Raw genomic sequence first — 20,498 nt, 5'->3', positions numbered from 1 at the left:
AACCACATCCCGGCAACGGTGTGTCTTGGGGCTTTTCCTGTAAGGCTTGAACGTCTATAGGAGAAGGCGAAACCGGAATTGATGCATGACACGCGCGATCTTCGTCCTCAACGGACCAAATCTCAATCTGCTGGGCCAGCGCGAGCCCGGCATTTACGGCGATATGTCGCTCGCCGCAATTGAGAATGAATGCCGCAAGCTCGGCGAGGAACTCGGTTTTTCGATAGACTTCCGGCAGTCCAATCATGAGGGCGTGCTTGTCGACTGGCTTCACGAGGCCAATGAGAAGGCGGCCGGCGTCGCCATCAATCCCGGTGCCTACGGGCATACATCCATTGCGCTTCACGACGCGATCCGCGCCATTGCAGTGCCGGTCGTGGAGCTCCATATCTCCAACATTCATGCCCGCGAGGCGTTTCGCCACAAGAGCATGATATCGCCTGCGGTGAAGGGGGTTATCTGTGGCTTCGGACAAGATAGCTACCTTCTGGCGATACGCGCTCTCAAAACCCTCGCGGAATAACAAGAACAAAGGAAAACATCCCATGGCAGAACAGAAGAAGGCTGTTGACGCGAAGCTCGTGCGTGAACTGGCGGTCATCCTCAACGATACCGAACTGACGGAAATCGAGGTTGAGCAGGAAGGCATGCGCATCCGCGTCGCGCGTGAAGTCATGGCGGCTCCGCAGCAGATGATGCACTACGCCCCTGCCCCGTCCGCCGCTCCGGCTGCGCCCGCTCCTTCCGCTGCCGCGGAGCCGGCCGCCGCTGTTGCCGCGCCCAAGCATGATGATGCCGTCAAGGCGCCCATGGTCGGCACGGTCTATCTCGCGCCCGCGCCCGGCGCCCGCCCCTTCATCGAAGTCGGCGCCAACGTCAAGGAAGGCCAGACGCTGCTGATCATCGAAGCCATGAAGACGATGAACCAGATCCCCGCGCCGAAGAGCGGCAAGATCGTGCAGATCCTCGTCGATGACGCCCAGCCGGTCGAATTCGACGAAGCGCTCGTCGTCATCGAATAACGGGTGGCAGAGCTCATGTTTTCCAAGATCCTGATCGCCAACCGAGGCGAAATCGCGCTTCGCGTCCTGCGCGCCTGCAAGGAGCTCGGCATCGCGACCGTTGCCGTGCACTCCACGGCCGACGCCGACGCCATGCATGTGCGCCTTGCCGACGAGAGCGTGTGCATCGGCCCGCCCTCCTCGCGCGAGAGCTATCTCAACATCCACCAGATCGTCGCCGCCTGCGAGATCACCGGCGCGGACGCCGTGCATCCGGGCTATGGCTTCCTCTCCGAGAACGCCAAGTTCGCCGAGATCCTCGAGGCCCACGGCATCACCTTCATCGGCCCCACCAGCGAACATATCCGCATGATGGGCGACAAGATCACCGCGAAAACCACCGCGGAAGATCTCGGTATTCCGGTCGTTCCCGGCTCCGCCGGTTCTGTCGACACCGATGACGACGCTTTCCGCACGGCGGAAGAGATCGGCTATCCGGTGCTGATCAAGGCGACGGCCGGCGGCGGCGGACGCGGCATGAAGCTCGCGCGCTCGAAGGACGACCTGATCGAGGCCTACCGCACCGCGCGCGGGGAAGCAGGCGCCGCTTTCGGCAATGATTCCGTCTACATGGAAAAATACCTCGACAAGCCGCGCCATATCGAAGTGCAGGTATTCGGCGACGGCGAGGGCGATGCCGTCCATCTGGGTGAACGCGACTGCTCGCTGCAGCGCCGCCACCAGAAGGTCTGGGAAGAGGCCAATTCGCCGGCGCTCAACGTCGAGCAGCGCATGAAGATCGGCGAAATCTGCGCCGACGCCATGCGCAAGATGAAATATCGCGGCGCCGGCACGGTCGAGTTCCTCTATGAAAACGGCGAGTTCTACTTCATCGAGATGAACACCCGCCTGCAGGTCGAGCACCCGATCACAGAAGCGATCACCGGCATCGACCTCGTGCACGAACAGATCCGGGTTGCCGCAGGCGCCGGGCTCTCCGTGACGCAGAAGGACATCACCTTCTCCGGCCACGCGATCGAATGCCGCATCAACGCGGAAAACGCCGCCACCTTCCGGCCCTCGCCGGGCACGATCACGCATTTTCATGCTCCGGGCGGGCTTGGCGTGCGCATCGATTCCGGCGTCTATCAGGGCTACAAGATCCCGCCCTATTACGACAGCCTGATCGGCAAGCTGATCGTTCACGGCCGCACCCGCGTGGAATGCATGATGCGGCTGAAGCGGGCGCTCGACGAATTCGTCGTCGACGGGATCGACACGACCTTGCCGCTTTTTCAGGATTTGATCGCAAACCAGGATATCGCCAACGGCGATTATGATATCCACTGGCTGGAACACTATCTGGAAAACAAGCCGAAGTAGCTCATGGAAAGAGGCAGCGCAAAAGGCAGCGGCATAACCCCGGAACTGCTTTTGAATGCTTACAGCATCGGCCTCTTCCCCATGTCCGAATCGGCCGAGGATACCGAGCTGTTCTGGGTCGAGCCGGAAGTCCGCGGGATTATCCCGCTGGATGGCCTGCACATCTCCCATAGCCTGCGCAAGCAATTGCGCAGGTCCCCTTACGAAATCCGCTTCAACCACGATTTCGACGCCGTGATGGCGGCCTGCGCGATGCCCGCGCCGGATCGCCCGCAAACCTGGATCAATGCGGAAATCCGCTCGCTCTACAACGCGCTGCACCGCATGGGCCACGCCCATTCCGTGGAGGCTTACGAGGATGGCGAACTGGTCGGCGGGCTTTACGGCGTATCGCTGAGGGCCGCGTTCTTCGGCGAGAGCATGTTCTCGCGCCGGCCGAACGCCTCGAAGATCTGCCTCGTGCATCTGGTCGAGCGGCTGAGGGCCAACCGGTTCCAGCTTCTCGACACGCAGTTCACCACCGATCATCTGAAGACGATGGGCGCGATCGATATTTCCAAGGATCGGTATATGACGCTTCTGAACGCGGCGCTGGTATGGCCGGATCAGCCATTCCCGTGAGGCGCATTCAGGGCGCGGGCACTTCGGCGCTCGCCACGCAATCCGTCAGCCAGACGTCATAGATCGGGTCTTCCACGGCGTTGAGCGCCGGCGAATCGGCGAACATCCAGCCAGAGAAGATGCGGCTGACATCGTTCTGCAGCGACACCTTGTCGACCTGCACGAAGGCATCGATGCGCTGCTCCTCGGTATCGTCACGCGAATAACAGACGCGCGGCGTCACCTGCAGGCGGCCAAACTGCACGGTCTCGCCGACATAGGCATCGAAGGTGTAGGTGCGGCCGGTAATCTTGTCGATGCCGCCGAACACGGCGACCGGGTTTTCAACGCGGGCGGCAAGTGCGGGCGTCGCCGCTGCGAGCGCTGCCGCGACGAGGCCGAATGTCGCGGCCGTCTTTCCAAAACCCGATTGACGCATCCTTCATCCTTCTCATGCAGAAAACGCGGCAGATGCCGCGCTTGTCTCATTCTCAATGTCGCACAGCACCCGATTCGATACCGCGCAAATGCGGCAGAAACGCAGTCAGCCGCCCGGCGTCCAGGCGTCGTAGTCGCCGGTGACGCGGTCGCGCTCGCCCTGAACAGCAAGCGAGCCCTTGGGGCGATAGGCGTAGGCCGTGCCGGTCTGGTTGGGGTTATGCGGCTTTTCCCATTCGCGCGGCTTGTAGCCCTGCTCGGTCGGCGGCGTATCGATGCGGTGGTGCATCCAGCCGTGCCAGCCGGGCGGAATGGAGGAGGCGTCGGCATAGCCCTTGTAGATCACCCAGCGACGTTTCAGGCCATAGGTGGACATGCCGCCTTCATAATAGATGTTGCCGAACTCGTCCTCGCCGACCTTCTTGCCGAAGCGGCGCGTGAACACATCCGTGCCGATGGTCGATCCGTTCCACCAGGTGAACATCTTGGTCAGAAAGCCAGCCATTTTCTTTCCTTCGTCCGGCCGTGCGGCCCGTTTGCATTGTCAGGCGCGTCGGGTTTTCGAAAAACCGGCAACCACTTTGTCGCCCGACGCTCTCACCCGTGTATGGCGCGTCAGGCCGCTCTTGTCCAGAGCGACGAGACGTCTCAGGCGCCGTGAAGCTTCATTTTGAAACCGAGATGCGACTGGCGAAAACCGAGCCGCTCGTAAAAGCGGTGGGCGTCTTCCCGCGCCGCGTTGGACATCAGCTGCACCAGCCGACAACCCTCGATCCGGGCCTCGTCGATCGCGGTTTCGATCATCCTGGCCCCGATGCCGCGCCCGCGCCAGTCGGGATGGGTCTGCACCGCCTCGATCGTCAGCGACGCGCCGCCCCTGCCCGTCAGCGTGCGGATATAGGTGGTCTGGAACGTGCCGACGATGATGTCGTCGAGCTCGGCCACATAAAGCGTGTTACTGGCCGAGGCCTTGATCGCCTCGAAGGCATCCCGGTAATCATCATAGGCCTCATCCGAAGTGGTGTCGCCATGGCCGCCGAGCGTGTCGGCAGCGAAGATCGAGATCAGCACCGGCAGGTCGTCGAGCCGCGCCTCGCGGGTGACGAGGTTTTCCAGATCGGGCGTCGGATCAGACATTGGCTAGTTCCTTTTCCATGCGGATGGCCGGAATGCCGGAATTGGGCGCGCCGCACTCATTGTGGCGTCCGACCTCGCGCATGCCGTGCGCCTCGTAGAAGCGGATCGCCGGCGCGTTCTGCGGAACGACCTCCAGCGCGAGCCGCTTTGCATTTGGAAAACAGGTTTCGATCTCGGCGAAAAGCTGTTCGCCGATGCCCTGGCGCTGAAACCCGGGAAGCACGTAAAGCTGGCTGAGATTGACGGTCTCGGCGTTATCCTTGTCGGGTGCAGCAAAGGCCATGCCGCCAATCATCGTGCCGCTGTCGGCCACCAGGAACTCGCCATGGGGCCGGCGCAGCCGACGCAGCATCGCTTCGGGAGACAGCCAGCTGTTGACGATCGTCTCGACCTTTTCGGGCCCGAGAATCTCGTCATAGGTGACATGCCAGGTCTCGGCCAGCAGGCTGCACACCGCCGGGATATCCGCCTCCATTGCCGTGCGGACAAAGAACATCGGCTTACTCCGTGACGCCCAGCTTTTCCTTGACGAGCGCCTGCACCGCCTGCGGATTGGCCTTGCCGCCCGAGGCCTTCATCACCTGACCGACGAACCAGCCGGCAAGCGAGGGCTTGGCCTTCACCTTTTCGGCCTGTTCCGGGTTGGCGGCGATGATCTCGTCGACGATCTTCTCGATCGCGCCGGTATCGGTCACCTGCTTCATGCCGCGGTCTTCAACGATCTGCTTCGGGTCGCCGCCCTCGTTCCAGACGATCTCGAACAGGTCCTTGGCGATCTTGCCGGAGATCACGCCTTCCTTCAGCAGGTCGAGGATGGCGCCGAGCTGTTCCGGCGAGACCGGAGTCTCGTCAATGCCCTTGCTCGCCTTGTTGAGCGCGCCGAGCAGATCGTTGATCACCCAGTTAGCCGCGGCCTTGGCGTCGCGCCCTTCGGCCAGCTTCTCGTAATAGTCCGACACCGCCTTGTCGGAGACCAGAACGGAAGCGTCATAGACCGAGAGGCCGAGCTTCTCGATGAAACGGGCCTTCTTGTCATCGGGCAGTTCCGGCAGGTCCTTCGCCAGTTCCGCGATGAAGGCATCGTCGAATTCGAGCGGCAGCAAGTCGGGGTCAGGGAAGTAGCGATAGTCGTGCGCATCTTCCTTCGAGCGCATCGAGCGGGTCTCGCCCTTGACCGGATCGAACAGGCGGGTCTCCTGATCGATCGCGCCGCCGTCCTCCAGAATGTCGATCTGGCGGCGGGCCTCGCTCTCGATCGCCTGGCCGACGAAGCGGATCGAGTTGACGTTCTTGATCTCGCAGCGGGTGCCGAATTCACCGCCCGGCTTGCGCACGGAGACATTCACATCGGCGCGCAGCGACCCTTCGTCCATATTGCCGTCGCAGGTGCCGAGATAGCGCACGATGGTGCGCAGCTTGGTGACATAGGCCTTGGCCTCGTCGGCCGAGCGCAGGTCCGGCTTGGAGACGATCTCCATCAGCGCCACGCCCGAACGGTTGAGGTCAACGAAGGAGAACGAGGGATGCTGGTCATGCATCAGCTTGCCGGCGTCCTGCTCCAGATGCAGGCGCTCGATGCCGATCTCGATATCCTCGAAATTGCCTTGTTTGTCCGGCCCGAGCGAGATCGTGATCGTGCCCTCGCCGACGATCGGGTCCTTGTACTGGGAAATCTGGTAGCCCTGCGGCAGGTCGGGATAGAAATAGTTCTTGCGGTCGAAGATCGAGCGCTTGTTGATCTTGGCCTTGAGGCCGAGACCGGTGCGCACGGCCTGTTTCACGCATTCCTCGTTGATGACGGGCAGCATGCCGGGCATGGCCGCATCCACCAGCGAGACATTGGCGTTGGGCGCCTTGCCGAATGTGGTGGACGAGCCGGAGAACAGCTTCGCATTGCTGGTGACCTGCGCATGCACCTCGAGACCGATGATGACTTCCCAATCGCCGGTGGCGCCGGGGATCAGGCGTTTGGGATCGGGCGTGCGGGTATCGACAATGGTCATGGTCAGCTCATCGTTCATTCACGGGATATCGTTGGTGAGGTAGAGCAAAGTGGGGCAAGACGCAAGCGATTGGGTGGGCCGCAGCCCTTCAAAACCTTGACCTTCGGCCGCGGCGAGATTATCTCGTGTCGGTCAACACGGAGTGTTTATGTCCAACCGTCAGGAATCCCGGTAAGGGCCCTGCCCGCTCTGCCCCTTCGGGCATGATGCGCGCAGCGGCCGAAAACGAAGAGCCCCGCATGGCAATGGCCTGCGGGAAACGTTTTCACGCGCCCCCAAGGCGCCCATCCGGAATTGACGACCATGGACATCTCGCGCGATGAACAGCGCATTCTACACCTGCTCGCCCAGGGCGGCAGGATCGAACTCATCAGAACCGAAAAACGCAAGATCGAGCGGATCGACTGCTACACCCGCGAGGGCTGGCGCTACCCCGGCCTCGATCTGACCTTGTTTCGCAAGCTGAAGGCCAAGCGGGCGATCCGCTCGCGCGGCGGCAGGCCCTACCAGATCACCGCAAGGGGACTGGAACTGGTGCGCAGCCAGCCGGACAACCGGTAAATAAGGGGCGCGGCGCTTCAATGCCGCCGCGCCTTTGCACCCGTAGAACGTGGTCTGCGTCAACCTGCCGCGCCCCCCGAGCTCTTACACGTCATAAAATCTCTTCAACTTATACGCTAACGCGCGTATCACAACTTTGAGGAGATACCCGATGAAGCTAAAACCAGTTGCCATTGCCGCGCTCAGCCTCGCGGTGACGTTTTCGCCGGTGGTCAACAGCCCCGTATTTGCCCAGACCCAGGTCGAGGCCAAAAGCCCGCTGACCGAGGAACAGGCCAAGGCCATCGTCTATTCGATCTATGTCATGGCCTATCCGATGGTGCTGATGGATCTCAGCACGGCGATCTCCACCAATGTCGCCGAGCCGGGGGGCGTGAGTGCGCCGATCAACCAGTTCGCCAATCTGTCGGCCTTTCCCGATGCCTCCTTCGATACCGTCGTCCGGCCCAATGCCAACACGCTCTACTCCTCGCTTACCTATGATGTTTCGAAGGAGCCGCTGATCGTTTCGGTCCCGGCCTCGAAGGGGCGTTACTACCTCTTCCAGATGATGGACGAGTGGACCGAGGTCTACGCCTCACCCGGAAGCCGGACCACCGGCGATGACGCCTTTACCTTCGCGATCGTCGGTCCCGGCTGGCAGGGTAAACTGCCGGACGGCGTAAGGGCGTATCAGAGCCCGACGGCCAATGGCTGGATGCTCGGACGCATCGAAACCAGGGGGAAGGACGATTACGACGCCGTCCATGCCTTCCAGAAAGACCTGAAGGCCGTGCCGCTCAGCGCCTGGGGCACCGACTATGTTGCGCCGAAGGGCACGGTCAACGCCGCGCAGGACATGACCTCGCCGGTCACCCAGATCGAAAAACTCGACGGTCCGGCGTTTTTCAAGCGCTTCGCCGAACTGATGAAGAAAAATCCACCCCACGCCAATGACGAATCCGCCGTCGACCTGATGCGCCAGATCGGGCTGGTGCCCGGCGAAAGCTACGACCCGTCGAAACAGCCGCAGGCGGTGCAGGACGCCGTTGCGTCAGCGCCCGCCAAGGTTCTGCCCTTCATCCAGAACACCTGGGTAAAGTCCGGCGAACTCGTCAACGGCTGGCGGATCAATCTGACCGGGATCGGCAGCTACGGCTCAGACTACATGCATCGCGCGGGCGTCGCCTTTGGCGGGCTTGGCGCCAACAAGCCGGTCGACGCCGTCTATCCCAGCGCCTTCGTGGACGCCGATGGCAATCCGTTCGACAGTTCCAACAATTATGTCCTGCATTTCGACGAGGGTGAGACCCCGCCGGCGCGCGCCTTCTGGTCGGTCACGCTCTACAATCAGGATCAGTTCTTCGCCAAGAACCCGATCGACCGCTACACGCTCGGCAGCAATGACCCGCTGAAGAAAAACCCCGACGGCTCGATCGATATCTACATCCAGCGGGAATCGCCCGGCAAGAACAAGGAAGCCAACTGGCTGCCGGCGCCTGCAAGCGGGCATTTCAGCCTGACGATGCGCCTCTACTGGCCGGAGCTCGCCGTGCTGAGCGGCGCGTGGAGCCCGCCGGCGGTCGAACTTGCAAATAATTGAGTGCGACGAGAAAGGCCGCGTCTTTTAAGAAGGCGCGGCCCTTTCTTCATACTGGAATGACTCGGGTGGGCGCCGCGGTCAGGCCCCGGAAATCTCCGCCCGCAGCGCCGCGCACTCCTCCGCAAGGCTCCCCGTCGCAACCGGCTTTCCCGCACGCCGGTACCAGTAGCCGGCATTGCCGTCATCGCCTTCGATCCGGTGACAGAGCGCGTGGGCGGCATCGAACAGGCTTTCGCCCTCATGCCCCTGGCAAAGCTCATGGGTCTCCTCCCATGCCGGGCCCATCGTGAAGCCGGCAGCCGAAAGCTGCTCTAACGCCCGATCGAGTGCGTTCAGCGCGGATGTCCGCATGATCCTCTCCTTGTCATGTAAAGGCGCGGTTCAGCCGCGTCCGTTTATTTCCTCCGGCGTCGCGAGCCGTTCGAACAGCGGCCGGCAGAGATGATAGCCCTGCACCAGACCGGCGCCCAGCCACGTAAGAGTATCCAGTTCCGCCGCGGTCTCAACCCCCTCGCAGATCACCTCGACAGACATCTCGCCCGCCAGGGCGAGCATATGACGAACAATCCTCTGGCGCGAGCGGCTGCTGTCGATGCCGCGCACCAGCGCCATATCCAGCTTCAGGATCGACGGCGTGACGTCGGCCAGCAGCGACAGTCCCGAATGACCGGCGCCGAAATCATCGATCGCGGTGCTGAAGCCGAGTTCCTCATAGACAGTGAGGATCGCGTTAAGCCGATCGGCATCGATCTGTTCGCCCTCGGTAAACTCGAAAATCAGCCGGTCGGCGGGCACGCCGCAGCGACGGCTGGCGGACAGGGTGAGCCGGATACAGGCCCGCGGCTCATAGATCGCGCGCGGCATGAAGTTGATCGAGAGCCGCGCCCCTGTCTCCACAAGCCCGAGCTTGCCGGCCAGTTCGATCGCCTTGACGCGGCAGCGCTGGTCGAAAGCGTAGAGATTGTTCTGGGTTACCTTGCTCAGGACGGAGGCGGCGCCTTCGCCGGCGGTCCCGCGCACCAGCGCCTCATAGGCGAAAATCGAGCCGTCGCGGAGATCGATGATCGGCTGAAATGCCATGGAAAAGTCAAATGCCAGGGCCTCGCCATCGCGGCAGCCGATACAGGTTTCAGGCATTCATACTCTCTTCGGTTGACGCATTCGCGGATAGTTTTTCGTCAATGTAGAGCACTTTCGACACAAAAAAAGCCCGGCCTCCAAAGGAAACCGGGCTGATTTTTCGGCAACTGCCGTTACTCGACCGCGAATTCCAGCGGCTTCGCCTGCTTGATCGCCGGGTTGGCCAGCAGCTTGTCGAGGACTTCCTGCTTGGGCTCCTCGTCAACATAAAGCAGCGCGATCGCGTCGCCGCCCTGGTTGTCTCGGCCAAGCTGGAAGTTGGCGATGTTGACGCCGGCATCGCCGAGCGTGGAGCCCATGAAGCCGATCATGCCGGGCACATCGGTGTTGGCGATGTAGATCATGTGGCGGCCGACATCGGCATCCATGTTGATGCCCTTGATCTGGATGAAGCGCGGCTTGCCATCGGAAAACACCGTGCCGGCGACCGAGCGGGTCTGCTTCTCGGTTGTGATCGTCAGCTTGATATAACCATCGTAAACGCCTGATTTATCGCGCTTTGCTTCCTGCAGGATAATGCCCTTGTCCTTCACCATGATCGGCGCCGAGACCATGTTGACGTCGGCCACGACCGGGCGCAGCAGACCGGCCAGCATCGCGCTGGTCAGCGCCGTGGTGTTCATGTCGGCAAAGATGCCGTCATAGAGCACCTCGACCTGCTTGATCGGGCTTTCGGTCACCTGGCCGGCAAAGCCGCCCAGCACTTCGGCAAGCTTGATCACCGGCTTCAGGCGCGGGGCCTCATCGGCCGAGATCGAGGGCATGTTGATGGCGTTGGTGACGGCACCCTTCAGCAGGTAGTCCGACATCTGGTCGGCAACCTGAAGCGCCACGTTTTCCTGCGCTTCCGTCGTCGATGCGCCGAGATGCGGGGTGCAGACCACGTTTTCGAGGCCGAAAAGCGGGCTCTCGGTCGCGGGCTCGGTCTCGAACACGTCGAAGCCTGCGCCGGCGACATGGCCGGATTTGATCGCCTCGGCGAGCGCTGCCTCATCGACCAGACCACCGCGGGCGCAATTGATGATGCGCACGCCCTTCTTGGTCTTGGCCAGCGCCTCGGCATTCAGGATGCCGCGGGTCTTGTCGGTCATCGGCACGTGCAGCGTGATGAAGTCGGCCTTGGCCAGCAGCTCGTCGAGCTCGACCTTGGTGACGCCCATCTTCTCGGCCTTGTCCTGCGACAGGAAGGGGTCGAAGGCGATGACGTTCATCTTCAGGCCGAGCGCGCGGTTGCAGACGATCGAGCCGATATTGCCGGCGCCGATGACGCCGAGCGTCTTGCCGGTGATCTCGACGCCCATGAATTTCGACTTCTCCCACTTGCCGGCCTGGGTCGAGGCGTCGGCGGCGGGGATCTGGCGGGCAACGGCCAGCATCAGCGAGATAGCATGTTCGGCGGTGGTGATCGAGTTGCCGAACGGCGTGTTCATGACGATGATGCCGCGGCGCGAGGCGGCCGGGATGTCGACATTGTCGACGCCGATGCCGGCGCGGCCGATGACCTTGAGGTTGGTCGCCGCCTCGATCAGCTTCTCGGTCGCCTTGGTGGCCGAGCGGATGGCAAGGCCATCATACTGGCCGATGATTTCGAGCAGCTTTTCCTTGTCCTTGCCGAGCTTCGGCTGGAAATCGACATCGATGCCGCGATCCTTGAAGATCTGGACGGCAGCTTCCGACAGCGCGTCGGATACGAGTACGCGAGGTGCCATGATGGCCTCCTGTAGGTTTGCGCCGGGCCGAGCCGCGACGAATGTTAATCCGTGAATGGTCCGGGCCGTCATGCGCCCCGGTTAAAACTCCTCAGCCGCCAAGCGACATGGGCTTCTGCCCCTTGCCTGCAAGGCCAAAGCGGCTGCGCACGAACTCGAGGAACATGCCGTAAGGTCTGCCAAGCACCAGCATCAGCACCGCGAAACCCGCCGCGCCCTTGAGAATCCCCATGCCGGAAGCCCCGCCGACCGCGATGATCGCGATGTAGATCGGCACCTGAAAGGCCAGCAGCGAAAAGCAATCGGTGGCGAATTCGCCGGTCCGGGTCTTTGGCTCGACCTTTCCGAAGAGAAAGTCCCGCCAAAGGCCATAAGGCCTCGCCGTCAGCACCATCAGCACCGCTCCGATCGACCGCGAGACCAGAAGCTCACTCCAGGCCATGCCGGCAATTAAACGCTCATTGAAACCGCTGACGATGGTGAAGAAGATCACCAGGGCCGTCGTGTCTGCGATGAAATTGAGCATGCGCGGCGACATTGCACGGCCTCCGTTGAGCGGTTCAGGCCGCCTTCTCGGAAAGCTTGGCCTTTTCCGTGCGGAAGGCCCAGTCGAGCCAGCCCACCAGCGCTTCCATGTCGGCGGTCTCGACCGTGGACCCCGCCCAGATGCGAAGGCCGGAAGGGGCATCGCGATAGGCGCCAATGTCGTAGGCGACATCTTCCTTGTCGAGCGCGGTCACAATCGCCTTGGCAAAGGCGGCCTGTCCGGCATCATCGAGCGCCAGAACCGCCGGATCGACGATCTTGAGGCATACGGAGGTATTGGAGCGCGTTTCGGCCACTTCGGCGAGGTTCTCGATCCAGTCGTTATTCTCGACGAAATCGAAGATCACCTTGGCATTGGCATCAGCGCGCGCCATCAGGCCTTCAAGACCACCGACCTGCTTCGCCCACTTCAGCGCATCGAGATAATCCTCGACGCAGAGCATGGATGGCGTGTTGATGGTTTCGCCGACGAAGATACCCTCGATCAGCTTGCCGCCCTTGGTCATGCGGAAGATCTTCGGCAGCGGCCATTCCGGGGTGTAGTTCTCCAGCCGCTCGACAGCGCGCGGCGAGAGGATCAGGACACCATGGCCGCCCTCGCCGCCCAGCACCTTCTGCCAGGAGAAGGTGACGACATCGAGCTTGTTGAAGTCAAGGTCCTGCGCGAACACGGCGGACGTCGCGTCGCAGATCGTCAGGCCCTTGCGGTCATAGGGAATGAAATCGGCGTTCGGAACGCGCACGCCCGAAGTGGTGCCGTTCCAGGTGAAGACCACGTCATTGTCGAAATTGACAGTGGAAAGGTCGGGAAGCTGGCCATAGGGCGCTTCGATTTTACGCGCGTCCTTCAGCTTGAGCTGCTTGATGACATCGGTCACCCAGCCCGAACCGAACGATTCCCAGGCGAGCATGTCGACGCCACGTTCGCCGAGCAGCGACCACAGCGCCATCTCGACCGCGCCGGTATCCGACGCCGGCACGATGCCGATGCGGTAATCGCCGGGAACGCCGAGGATCTCGCGGGTAAGATCGATCGCTTCCTTGAGCTTCGCCTTGCCGATTTTCGCACGGTGGGAACGGCCAAGCGGCGCATCATTGAGCGCTTCGGGCGTCCAGCCGGGACGCTTCGCACAGGGGCCGGAAGAAAAGCGGGGATTGGCCGGACGCACGTCCGGCTTGGTCATATCAGTCATAGTCTACCCTTTCAGATAGTGGCCTCTCGTTGGGGAGAGGTGTCCCGCCGTCGGATATATGGGAGACGTAGGGATTAGGCAAGGGAAAAGATGACCGGGTGATGACGGTCAGCAAGTTCGCGCGAGCGAGACACGACCATAGAGAGAGAGCAAACGGCCGGGACTGACACAACACATCACCGAATGTTCTTGTAAGGTTCACTTCATTGGCACTGGAGTAGGCAAACGCGGAAATTCACGGCATGGGACGAAATGAGAGCGATAACGACAATAATTCCCATCGGTCGCTTGAACCTGACCCAACCCTCAAAGCGATGCAGCAACACAGCCGGTCGAGAGAAAACCTCCTCTCCGCAGTTGAATTCAAATATATTGTCGATAGAGTGACGTTTACCTGGTATAACATCGGATAAACATTCATTCGAGCGGGGGATATTATGCGCCTATTGAAGCTCAACGTTACTTTATTGACTTTTTTTGCGGGATTGGTGGTTTCCGCACAAGCGTATGACACCAAGCAGACAAACCATTTTGGGTTCACAACCACGGACATCGACAACAACTTCAAAGTCGCGGCAATGTGCACTGTTTCAGGCGGGAGCAGTGAGGAATTGCTGGATTCGGCTGCTGACTGGCTGCCGGCAATCGGAAGCACCCTTATGGGCGGAATAAAATGGGCTGCGCTTGACAAGGGCGAGGTACTTTGCGGCCTTCGCCACTATGAGGGGCCCGGCGCATTCACCTTTCCAGCCGATACAAAGGGCTTCGAGCTGACAATCCGTGCCTATCAGGACGGAAATCAGATTGGCAAGGATTTGAGTCCCAGGAACGCGTGCAACAACTCATTGCCGTTTCGCGTGAATATGCTTGGCGCATGTTGGGAAAAAGGCGAGAAAAGAAGTCTGGACAGGAAGGAAGCGGACTATGTGGTCGCCTGTATCGAAACGGAAGTCCCGTCATCGAATGAGACCCTGTCCTTTCTGGTGTACGCAGGTTCTGCCCCACAGGAAATAGAGACGGAAGTCGCATCGCAAGCAACCAACGTTCTAAAAACAGGGTGCGCCCAGCGGACGTTCTGACTGTCAGAAGTGGTCTGAGACATCAAGGCCGGCTTCGAGTTGCTGGTGAGTTACTCTGCAAGATTGTTGGGCATGGTTCCGACAGGCTTACTCGTGTTATCGGCATACCGTTCTTCCACTCTTCCCTCATTGGGTAGAGCTGTTCCTCTGTCGAATACATTTGAGACGCTGGGATCAGACAAAGTCAAACATGGCATGACGTGTGGTTCGTCAATTCCGCGCAGACTCTTTCAGCGGTCAGCGGATTGTTTGTTCGGCGGCAGACCTCACGCAGCCGTGCGCACACTCGAGATCACGTCGATCAGGCCCGAGACGACGCTTTCGACCTGTGCCGGATCGTCGCCCTCGGCCATGACGCGAATCAGCGGCTCGGTGCCCGAGGGGCGGATCACCAGGCGGCCGCGGCCTTTGAGTTCGGCCTCGGCATCGGCGATCGCCTTTTTGACATTGCCGTCTTCTAGCGGCGCCGCGCCGGCGGTGATGCGGACATTGCGCAGAAGCTGCGGCACGGGGTCGAACTTGCGGCAGACCTCACTGACCGGCCTGCCCGCGCGCTTGACGGCGGCCAGCACCTGCAGCGCCGCCACCAGCCCGTCGCCGGTGGTGCCGAAATCGGACAGCACGATATGGCCGGACTGCTCGCCCCCGACATTGTAGCCGTTCTTGCGCATATGCTCGACGACGTAGCGGTCGCCGACTTTGGTGCGCACCAGGTCGAGGTTCATGCCGTTCAGATGACGCTCGAGGCCGAGATTGGACATGACGGTGGCGACAACGCCGCCGCCCTTCAATTCCTTGTCCTCGACCATGTTGCCGGCGATCACCGCCATCACCTGGTCGCCATCGATGATGCTGCCCTGCTCATCGACGATGATGACGCGGTCGGCATCGCCGTCGAGCGCGATACCGATATCGGCGCGCACCTCATGCACCTTTTCCTGCAGGGTCTTGGGATAGGTGGAGCCGCATTCCTTGTTGATGTTGAGGCCGTCCGGCTCCGTGCCGATCTCGACAACATCGGCGCCAAGCTCCCACAGCGCGGTGGGGGCCGCCTTGTAGGCCGCGCCATTGGCGCAATCGACGACGACCCTGAGGCCGTGCAGCGTGACGTCGCGCGGAAGGGTGCGCTTGACGAATTCGATATAGCGATAGATGTCGCCGTCGACGCGGCTCGCGCGGCCGATCTCGTGCGAGCGGGCAAGCTGGGCATGGAAATTGTCGCGGTCGATCAGCGCTTCGATCCGCGCCTCGATCTCGTCGGACATCTTGTAGCCGTCGGGCCCGAACAGCTTGATGCCGTTATCGGCAAAGGGGTTGTGCGAGGCCGAGATCATCACGCCGACATCGGCGCGCAGTGAGCGCGTCAGCATGGCGACGGCCGGCGTCGGGATCGGGCCGAGCAGATAGACATCGAGGCCGGCCGCGGTGAAGCCCGCCACCAGCGCATTTTCCAGCATATAGCCGGAAAGCCGCGTATCCTTGCCGATCACCACGCGGTGGGTGTGATCGCCGCGCCGGAAGATCGTGCCGACGGCGATGCCCACGCGCATCGCCAGATCCGGCGTCATTGGAAAAACATTGGACTGTCCGCGAATACCGTCGGTGCCGAAATATTTACGTGTCATGGCAATCCTCTTCAGCGCCGCGCGCGCCGCGTCGCTCCAAAGCTAAAATACAAACGAGAGTGTCTTCGCAGATTATCGCCCTCAGGGCACTTAAAATAACGTCAACACCGCTAACATGGCGTTACCGTGGCGCGATTGACCAGTAGCCCGCAAACGCCGTCCGGGACGCCCTTCCAAACGCCAACAAAAAAACCGCCGGCTTTGGGGCCGGCGGTTGAATGGTCAATTGGTCTGCGGTTCGAACCCGTCGCCCTTGCCGTCTGCCGGCGCGGGCGCGTCCTTCTTCGGCCCCATCGAGGGCACCGCGGAACCGCGTGAGGGCGGCGTGTCGTCGCCGAGATCGCGGGCGGGCTTCTCGCCCTTCAGGATCGCCTTGATCTCGTCGCCCGACAGCGTCTCATATTCGAGCAGGCCTTCGGCCAGCGCAACGAAGCCGTCGTGGTTTTCCTTCAATATGCGGGTGGCCTCGGTGTAAGCCTCGTCGATCAGGCGGCGGATTTCGCTGTCGATCTTCTGCGCCGTGGTCTCGGAGACGTTCTTCGACTGCGAGACCGAATGCCCCAGGAAGACCTCCTGCTGGTTCTCACCATAGGAGACATGTCCGAGCTCGTCGGAGAACCCCCACTGCGTCACCATAGCCCGTGCAAGCTTGGTCGCCTGCTCGATATCGGAGGATGCACCGGAGGTGATGTTGTCCTTGCCGAAGGTCAGTTCCTCGGCAACACGACCGCCCATCATGATGGCGAGGCGCGAGATCATCCACTTGTAGCTCATCGAGTAGCGGTCGCCCTCGGGAAGCTGCATCACCATGCCGAGCGCGCGGCCACGGGGAATGATGGTCGCCTTGTGTACGGGGTCGGCCACCGGCACCTTCATTGCCACGATCGCGTGGCCGGCCTCGTGATAGGCCGTCAGCTTCTTCTCGGCCTCGGTCATCGCGGTGGAACGCCGCTCGGCGCCCATCATGATCTTGTCCTTGGCGTCCTCGAATTCGGCCATGGTCACCAGACGCTTGTTGCGCCTTGCCGCCATCAGCGCCGCCTCGTTGACGAGGTTCATCAGGTCGGCACCGGAAAAGCCGGGCGTGCCGCGGGCAACGACCTTCAGGTCGACATTCGGGGCAAGCGGCGTATTGCGGGCATGAACCTTCAGGATGCGCTCGCGACCGACGATATCCGGGTTCGGTACCACGACCTGACGGTCGAAACGGCCGGGACGCAGAAGCGCGGGGTCGAGAACGTCGGGACGGTTGGTGGCGGCGATCAGGATAACACCCTCATTGGCCTCGAAGCCGTCCATCTCGACCAGCAACTGGTTCAGCGTCTGCTCGCGCTCGTCATTGCCGCCGCCGAGACCGGCGCCGCGATGACGGCCGACCGCATCGATTTCGTCGATGAAGATGATGCAGGGCGCGTTCTTCTTGGCCTGCTCGAACATGTCTCGCACACGGGATGCGCCGACACCGACGAACATTTCGACGAAGTCGGAACCGGAGATCGTGAAGAACGGCACATTGGCCTCACCGGCAACCGACCGGGCCAGCAGCGTCTTACCGGTACCGGGCGGGCCGACCAGCAGCACACCGCGCGGAATGCGTCCGCCAAGGCGCTGGAATTTCTGAGGATCGCGCAGGAATTCGACGATTTCCTCGAGATCCTGCTTGGCTTCGTCCACGCCGGCGACATCGTCAAAGGTGACTCGGCCATTGGCCTCGGTCAGAAGTTTGGCCTTGGACTTGCCGAAGCCCATCGCCCCGCGCGAGCCGCCCTGCATCTGGCGCATGAAGAACAACCAGACGCCGAGGATCAGAAGCATTGGCAGAAGCGTGCCGACATAACTCAGGATACCGCCGGAACCGTCGTTCACGGGCTTGGCATCGACCTGTACGTTGGCGCTTTCCAGCTTGGTGAGAAGGGAATCGTCGATGACCGGGGCATAGGTATGGAATGTCTTGCCGCCACCGCCGGAATAGGTGCCGGTAATGGTGTTGCCGGTAATGGTCACATCCTTGACCTTGCCGGAATCGACATCGCTGACGAATTGCGAATAAGCCACCTGCGTCGCGCCGTTATGCGACGGCGTCGACTGGAACATGCTGAACAGCGCGACCAGCAGCAACGCGATTATGGCCCACAGCGCAATATTGCGTAAGTTTGGGTTCATCAAAATCCCCGAAATCCTATAACCGGCACGGTGGTGCCGCTGAGTTAGGCCTAACATAGGGTCGCCGCCATGTCTTGCCAAGACAAGCGCATCCCAAGTTTAATATTAACCGCCGAAATAGCCGGGCGCGGGAAAACGCGAAAGGCCGAATGCCTCCGCCAGCCGGTTGGCCAGCGCCAGATCAAAACCGGGCAGATAGCGCTGGTATGGCGAGAGAATGCGGCTGATCCCGACCTCGCCCGGCAATGCGCCCTGCCCTGCGCAAGGCATGGTCAAGCGTGCCAGCTTCGACAGGCGGGAGGGAAGCGCGGCGAAGGCCTCGACAGGTTCGCCGTCAAGGCCAGCGGGGTCAATCTCAACGGTCGCTCCGGAGCGGTTTTCAATCCGCCACCGACCATCCCAAATCCGCGTCGTCCCCGGTAGAACCTCAATGCTCTCAAGGCCACGCCGTTCGCGCAGCATGAAAAGCCGCGTCCGATTGCGCTCGAACAGGCAACGCCCGGCCGTCATGCGCGCGCCATGCGGCGCTTCGGCCATCGCCAGAATATCGGCAAGCGCCGTTTTTCCGGGCCCGTGGGTTTCGCCGCCGATGACCGCCGTCAGCGCCTTCAGCAGATAGCGGGCCGCATCCGGGTTCGCTGCGATCGCTTCCAGGTCGATTTCGGCCACAGCCGCGCCATGAGTGCGCACGGAAGAAACGAGAAGCTCGGCCGCGGCTTCGGAGAGGCGGCGACGCATATGCCCGGCCATGACGGCCTCGGCGCCCGGTGTCGCGACCGCGCCGCCCAGGGCTTGACGCACACGCACGCGTTCATAGCAAAGGTTGTCATTGGAGGGATCGTCGATCCAGGCGATGTCGCGCGTGACCAGCAGGTCGCGGATCGCCTCACGGGAAACGGACAGGAACGGACGCGCCACCCAGGCGTGACCCATCAGAAGCGTTTCGGCCGCCATGCCGGAAACCGGCGGGTCGGGGTTGCGGGCCTTGCGCATCTCCAGCGTCTCGGCCTGGTCATCAAGCGTGTGGGCCACGGCGATCACATCCGCGCCGATCCGGGCGGCATGGTCGGCGAGCAGGCGATAGCGGGCGTCGCGCGCGACCGCCATCAGCCCCGTCGCCGGCTTTTCGCCGCGCCAGGAAAGCGTTTCATGTCCAATCGCACGGGTGGCGCAGAAACGGGCGACCGTTTCCGCCTCATCGGCGGATTGCGCGCGCAGGCCGTGATCGACCGTGGCGACCGAAATGCGGATGTCGGCGCGGGAAAGCCGGTCAGCGGCTTCGCAAAGTGCCGCCAGCAGCCCGAGCGAATCGCTGCCGCCGGACACCGCGACCAGAACATGACAGCCCGGCTTGAGCCGGCTCGCAAAATCGAAGGCGGCATTGAGGGCGGCTTCTCCACCCGAAATTGTCTGTGAACTGGCCGACACCGCAGTCAGCATCCATTGGCCCTGATTTCGGCCTCAGCCTTGGTCAGCACGGCCTGGGCGGCGTTCGGATAACGCGTCGGCACTTCGGCGAAGGTGGCGCAGGCGGCGTCCTTGTTGTCCATTCCGGCCAGCGACTGGCCGAGCTTCAGCAGCATTTCCGGCGCCTTGGCGGAATCGCCATAGGCCTTGTAGGCATTCAGGAATGTCTTGGCGGCTTCATTGTATTTCTGCTGCGCCAGCATCGATTCGCCGAGCCAGAAGCTGGCATCGGGAATGAGCGGGCTGTCGGGATAGCTCAGCACGAACTCGCCGAAAGCCTCCTCGGCCTGCTGGTAATCGCCGGAGAGAATGAGATCATAGGCGAGCTTGTAGAAATCGGCATCGGACCCGCCGCCTTCGGCCGCTTCGGGCAGATCGGCCGGCACATCGGCGGTCGCCGAGGGTTCCGGGTTCGGCGGCGGCGCATCCATCGTCGCCATCGCATCATTGTCGGCGCTGGCGGCATTGCCAGCACCGTTGGAGGGCGGCGTCGCCATGCCGCTTTCAAGATCCTGCAGACGGAACTCCATGTCCTCCTGCATCTTGCGGATCTTCTCTTCCATCTGCAGCATCTGGAAGCCGAGATCCTCGACCTGGCCCGTCAGGTTGCGCACCTGCTCCTCAAGCTGCTGAATCCTGAGGGACGGATCCGTAGCCTGGACCTGAACCACCTGCGTGTTCTGTCCGGCCGCCTTGCCGAATGCGGGAAAGACTGCCGCATTGGCGCTTCCTCCCAGCATCGCCGAACCGGCCAGAAGACAAATCATCGCTTTTTTCATCATCGCATGTCCCAAACCTTTTGCCTCGAACCTTCGCACACTGTGTTTCTGGCCATATTTAGATCAAAACGCGAATTGTTGCACGGCGGACA

General features: G+C 61.8%; 21 protein-coding genes. 7 read left to right on the top strand and 14 right to left on the bottom strand.

From position 1 onward, the window contains the following. The first annotated feature begins 85 nt into the window (after positions 1-85). The 4 genes from aroQ to aat are packed head-to-tail and all read left to right on the top strand — an operon-like array spanning position 86 to position 3,005. The gene (gene aroQ, locus Mame_RS12275) at positions 86-523 is read left to right on the top strand and encodes a type II 3-dehydroquinate dehydratase (RefSeq protein ID WP_018063630.1); all 438 of its coding nucleotides are present in this window, start codon (positions 86-88) and stop codon (positions 521-523) included. A 22-nt stretch (positions 524-545) separates the two neighbouring features. After that, positions 546-1,022: an acetyl-CoA carboxylase biotin carboxyl carrier protein gene (gene accB / locus Mame_RS12270; protein WP_018063631.1), complete on the top strand. Its 477-nt coding sequence runs from the start codon at positions 546-548 to the stop codon at positions 1,020-1,022. 15 nt (positions 1,023-1,037) lie between these two features. Further along, on the top strand, positions 1,038-2,384 hold the full coding sequence (gene accC, locus Mame_RS12265; protein ID WP_018063632.1) for an acetyl-CoA carboxylase biotin carboxylase subunit: 1,347 nt from the start codon (positions 1,038-1,040) through the stop codon (positions 2,382-2,384). Between the two features lie 3 nt (positions 2,385-2,387). Further along, on the top strand, positions 2,388-3,005 hold the full coding sequence (gene aat, locus Mame_RS12260) for a leucyl/phenylalanyl-tRNA--protein transferase (protein ID WP_018063633.1): 618 nt from the start codon (positions 2,388-2,390) through the stop codon (positions 3,003-3,005). A gap of 7 nt (positions 3,006-3,012) precedes the next feature. Here aat and Mame_RS12255 read toward each other — a convergent pair whose 3' ends face one another. From Mame_RS12255 to gatB, 5 genes are all read right to left on the bottom strand, one after another. Further along, complete coding sequence (locus Mame_RS12255; RefSeq protein ID WP_018063634.1) at positions 3,013-3,423, bottom strand: DUF2155 domain-containing protein; 411 nt, start codon at positions 3,421-3,423, stop codon at positions 3,013-3,015. A 105-nt stretch (positions 3,424-3,528) separates the two neighbouring features. Then, positions 3,529-3,927, bottom strand: coding sequence for an NADH:ubiquinone oxidoreductase subunit NDUFA12 (locus Mame_RS12250; RefSeq protein ID WP_018063635.1), 399 nt, complete (start codon positions 3,925-3,927; stop codon positions 3,529-3,531). 143 nt (positions 3,928-4,070) lie between these two features. Beyond that, positions 4,071-4,559 carry a GNAT family N-acetyltransferase gene (locus tag Mame_RS12245; protein ID WP_018063636.1) on the bottom strand — a complete coding sequence of 163 codons (489 nt, stop codon included), beginning with the start codon at positions 4,557-4,559 and terminating at the stop codon, positions 4,071-4,073. Beyond that, positions 4,552-5,055: a GNAT family N-acetyltransferase gene (locus Mame_RS12240; protein ID WP_018063637.1), complete on the bottom strand. Its 504-nt coding sequence runs from the start codon at positions 5,053-5,055 to the stop codon at positions 4,552-4,554. The genes Mame_RS12245 and Mame_RS12240 overlap by 8 nt, the downstream gene beginning before the upstream one ends. Before the next feature lie 4 nt (positions 5,056-5,059). Then, positions 5,060-6,562 carry an Asp-tRNA(Asn)/Glu-tRNA(Gln) amidotransferase subunit GatB gene (gene gatB, locus Mame_RS12235; RefSeq protein ID WP_026173265.1) on the bottom strand — a complete coding sequence of 501 codons (1,503 nt, stop codon included), beginning with the start codon at positions 6,560-6,562 and terminating at the stop codon, positions 5,060-5,062. A gap of 303 nt (positions 6,563-6,865) precedes the next feature. On the opposite strand from gatB, the gene Mame_RS12230 reads away from it, so the two are divergent. Then, complete coding sequence (locus Mame_RS12230) at positions 6,866-7,123, top strand: YjhX family toxin (RefSeq protein WP_026173266.1); 258 nt, start codon at positions 6,866-6,868, stop codon at positions 7,121-7,123. A gap of 151 nt (positions 7,124-7,274) precedes the next feature. After that, positions 7,275-8,705, top strand: coding sequence for a DUF1254 domain-containing protein (locus tag Mame_RS12225; RefSeq protein WP_018063640.1), 1,431 nt, complete (start codon positions 7,275-7,277; stop codon positions 8,703-8,705). A 78-nt stretch (positions 8,706-8,783) separates the two neighbouring features. On the opposite strand, the gene Mame_RS12220 is transcribed toward Mame_RS12225, so the two are convergent. The 5 genes from Mame_RS12220 to Mame_RS12200 form a co-directional block, all read right to left on the bottom strand. Then, complete coding sequence (locus tag Mame_RS12220) at positions 8,784-9,056, bottom strand: hypothetical protein (protein WP_018063641.1); 273 nt, start codon at positions 9,054-9,056, stop codon at positions 8,784-8,786. Between the two features lie 30 nt (positions 9,057-9,086). Continuing rightward, on the bottom strand, positions 9,087-9,842 hold the full coding sequence (locus Mame_RS12215) for an EAL domain-containing protein (protein WP_018063642.1): 756 nt from the start codon (positions 9,840-9,842) through the stop codon (positions 9,087-9,089). Positions 9,843-9,958: 116 nt separating this feature from the next. After that, a complete protein-coding gene (gene serA, locus Mame_RS12210; RefSeq protein ID WP_018063643.1) occupies positions 9,959-11,554 on the bottom strand; it encodes a phosphoglycerate dehydrogenase in 1,596 nt (531 codons plus the stop codon). Between the two features lie 91 nt (positions 11,555-11,645). After that, the gene (gene alaE, locus Mame_RS12205) at positions 11,646-12,092 is read right to left on the bottom strand and encodes an L-alanine exporter AlaE (protein ID WP_018063644.1); all 447 of its coding nucleotides are present in this window, start codon (positions 12,090-12,092) and stop codon (positions 11,646-11,648) included. Positions 12,093-12,114: 22 nt separating this feature from the next. Then, positions 12,115-13,293 carry a phosphoserine transaminase gene (locus Mame_RS12200; protein WP_018063645.1) on the bottom strand — a complete coding sequence of 393 codons (1,179 nt, stop codon included), beginning with the start codon at positions 13,291-13,293 and terminating at the stop codon, positions 12,115-12,117. A gap of 437 nt (positions 13,294-13,730) precedes the next feature. Here Mame_RS12200 and Mame_RS12195 point away from each other — a divergent pair, with 437 nt between their 5' ends. After that, the gene (locus Mame_RS12195; RefSeq protein WP_018063646.1) at positions 13,731-14,372 is read left to right on the top strand and encodes a hypothetical protein; all 642 of its coding nucleotides are present in this window, start codon (positions 13,731-13,733) and stop codon (positions 14,370-14,372) included. Positions 14,373-14,638: 266 nt separating this feature from the next. Here Mame_RS12195 and glmM read toward each other — a convergent pair whose 3' ends face one another. The 4 genes from glmM to ybgF all read right to left on the bottom strand — a co-directional run bounded on the left by glmM (position 14,639) and on the right by ybgF (position 20,409). Further along, positions 14,639-15,997: a phosphoglucosamine mutase gene (glmM, locus tag Mame_RS12190; RefSeq protein WP_018063647.1), complete on the bottom strand. Its 1,359-nt coding sequence runs from the start codon at positions 15,995-15,997 to the stop codon at positions 14,639-14,641. Positions 15,998-16,219: 222 nt separating this feature from the next. Continuing rightward, positions 16,220-18,160 (bottom strand): ATP-dependent zinc metalloprotease FtsH, encoded by a 1,941-nt coding sequence (ftsH, locus tag Mame_RS12185; RefSeq protein ID WP_026173267.1) that lies wholly within the window; start codon positions 18,158-18,160, stop codon positions 16,220-16,222. A 105-nt stretch (positions 18,161-18,265) separates the two neighbouring features. Continuing rightward, positions 18,266-19,600, bottom strand: a complete 1,335-nt coding sequence (tilS, locus tag Mame_RS12180; RefSeq protein WP_018063649.1) for a tRNA lysidine(34) synthetase TilS — start codon at positions 19,598-19,600, stop codon at positions 18,266-18,268. Further along, positions 19,594-20,409 (bottom strand): tol-pal system protein YbgF, encoded by an 816-nt coding sequence (gene ybgF, locus Mame_RS12175; protein ID WP_018063650.1) that lies wholly within the window; start codon positions 20,407-20,409, stop codon positions 19,594-19,596. Before ybgF ends, tilS begins: the two co-directional genes overlap by 7 nt. Between the last annotated feature and the right edge of the window lie 89 nt (positions 20,410-20,498).

Origin of the sequence: Martelella mediterranea DSM 17316, from assembly GCF_002043005.1 — a bacterium.
Classification (GTDB): Bacteria; Pseudomonadota; Alphaproteobacteria; order Rhizobiales; family Rhizobiaceae; genus Martelella; species Martelella mediterranea.
The sequence above is the reverse complement of the archived record's forward strand: the minus strand, read 5'-3'. Positions and strand labels throughout refer to the sequence as shown.

Excerpts from the sequence above, each read along its gene's own strand:
- aroQ (WP_018063630.1), top strand. The coding sequence starts at position 86 with ATGACACGCGCGATCTTCGTCCTCAACGGACCAAATCTCAATCTGCTG.
- accB (WP_018063631.1), top strand. The coding sequence starts at position 546 with ATGGCAGAACAGAAGAAGGCTGTTGACGCGAAGCTCGTGCGTGAACTG.
- accC (WP_018063632.1), top strand. The coding sequence starts at position 1,038 with ATGTTTTCCAAGATCCTGATCGCCAACCGAGGCGAAATCGCGCTTCGC.
- aat (WP_018063633.1), top strand. The coding sequence starts at position 2,388 with ATGGAAAGAGGCAGCGCAAAAGGCAGCGGCATAACCCCGGAACTGCTT.
- Mame_RS12255 (WP_018063634.1), bottom strand. The coding sequence starts at position 3,423 with ATGCGTCAATCGGGTTTTGGAAAGACGGCCGCGACATTCGGCCTCGTC.
- Mame_RS12250 (WP_018063635.1), bottom strand. The coding sequence starts at position 3,927 with ATGGCTGGCTTTCTGACCAAGATGTTCACCTGGTGGAACGGATCGACC.
- Mame_RS12245 (WP_018063636.1), bottom strand. The coding sequence starts at position 4,559 with ATGTCTGATCCGACGCCCGATCTGGAAAACCTCGTCACCCGCGAGGCG.
- Mame_RS12240 (WP_018063637.1), bottom strand. The coding sequence starts at position 5,055 with ATGTTCTTTGTCCGCACGGCAATGGAGGCGGATATCCCGGCGGTGTGC.
- gatB (WP_026173265.1), bottom strand. The coding sequence starts at position 6,562 with ATGACCATTGTCGATACCCGCACGCCCGATCCCAAACGCCTGATCCCC.
- Mame_RS12230 (WP_026173266.1), top strand. The coding sequence starts at position 6,866 with ATGGACATCTCGCGCGATGAACAGCGCATTCTACACCTGCTCGCCCAG.
- Mame_RS12225 (WP_018063640.1), top strand. The coding sequence starts at position 7,275 with ATGAAGCTAAAACCAGTTGCCATTGCCGCGCTCAGCCTCGCGGTGACG.
- Mame_RS12220 (WP_018063641.1), bottom strand. The coding sequence starts at position 9,056 with ATGCGGACATCCGCGCTGAACGCACTCGATCGGGCGTTAGAGCAGCTT.
- Mame_RS12215 (WP_018063642.1), bottom strand. The coding sequence starts at position 9,842 with ATGCCTGAAACCTGTATCGGCTGCCGCGATGGCGAGGCCCTGGCATTT.
- serA (WP_018063643.1), bottom strand. The coding sequence starts at position 11,554 with ATGGCACCTCGCGTACTCGTATCCGACGCGCTGTCGGAAGCTGCCGTC.
- alaE (WP_018063644.1), bottom strand. The coding sequence starts at position 12,092 with ATGTCGCCGCGCATGCTCAATTTCATCGCAGACACGACGGCCCTGGTG.
- Mame_RS12200 (WP_018063645.1), bottom strand. The coding sequence starts at position 13,293 with ATGACTGATATGACCAAGCCGGACGTGCGTCCGGCCAATCCCCGCTTT.
- Mame_RS12195 (WP_018063646.1), top strand. The coding sequence starts at position 13,731 with ATGCGCCTATTGAAGCTCAACGTTACTTTATTGACTTTTTTTGCGGGA.
- glmM (WP_018063647.1), bottom strand. The coding sequence starts at position 15,997 with ATGACACGTAAATATTTCGGCACCGACGGTATTCGCGGACAGTCCAAT.
- ftsH (WP_026173267.1), bottom strand. The coding sequence starts at position 18,160 with ATGAACCCAAACTTACGCAATATTGCGCTGTGGGCCATAATCGCGTTG.
- tilS (WP_018063649.1), bottom strand. The coding sequence starts at position 19,600 with ATGCTGACTGCGGTGTCGGCCAGTTCACAGACAATTTCGGGTGGAGAA.
- ybgF (WP_018063650.1), bottom strand. The coding sequence starts at position 20,409 with ATGATGAAAAAAGCGATGATTTGTCTTCTGGCCGGTTCGGCGATGCTG.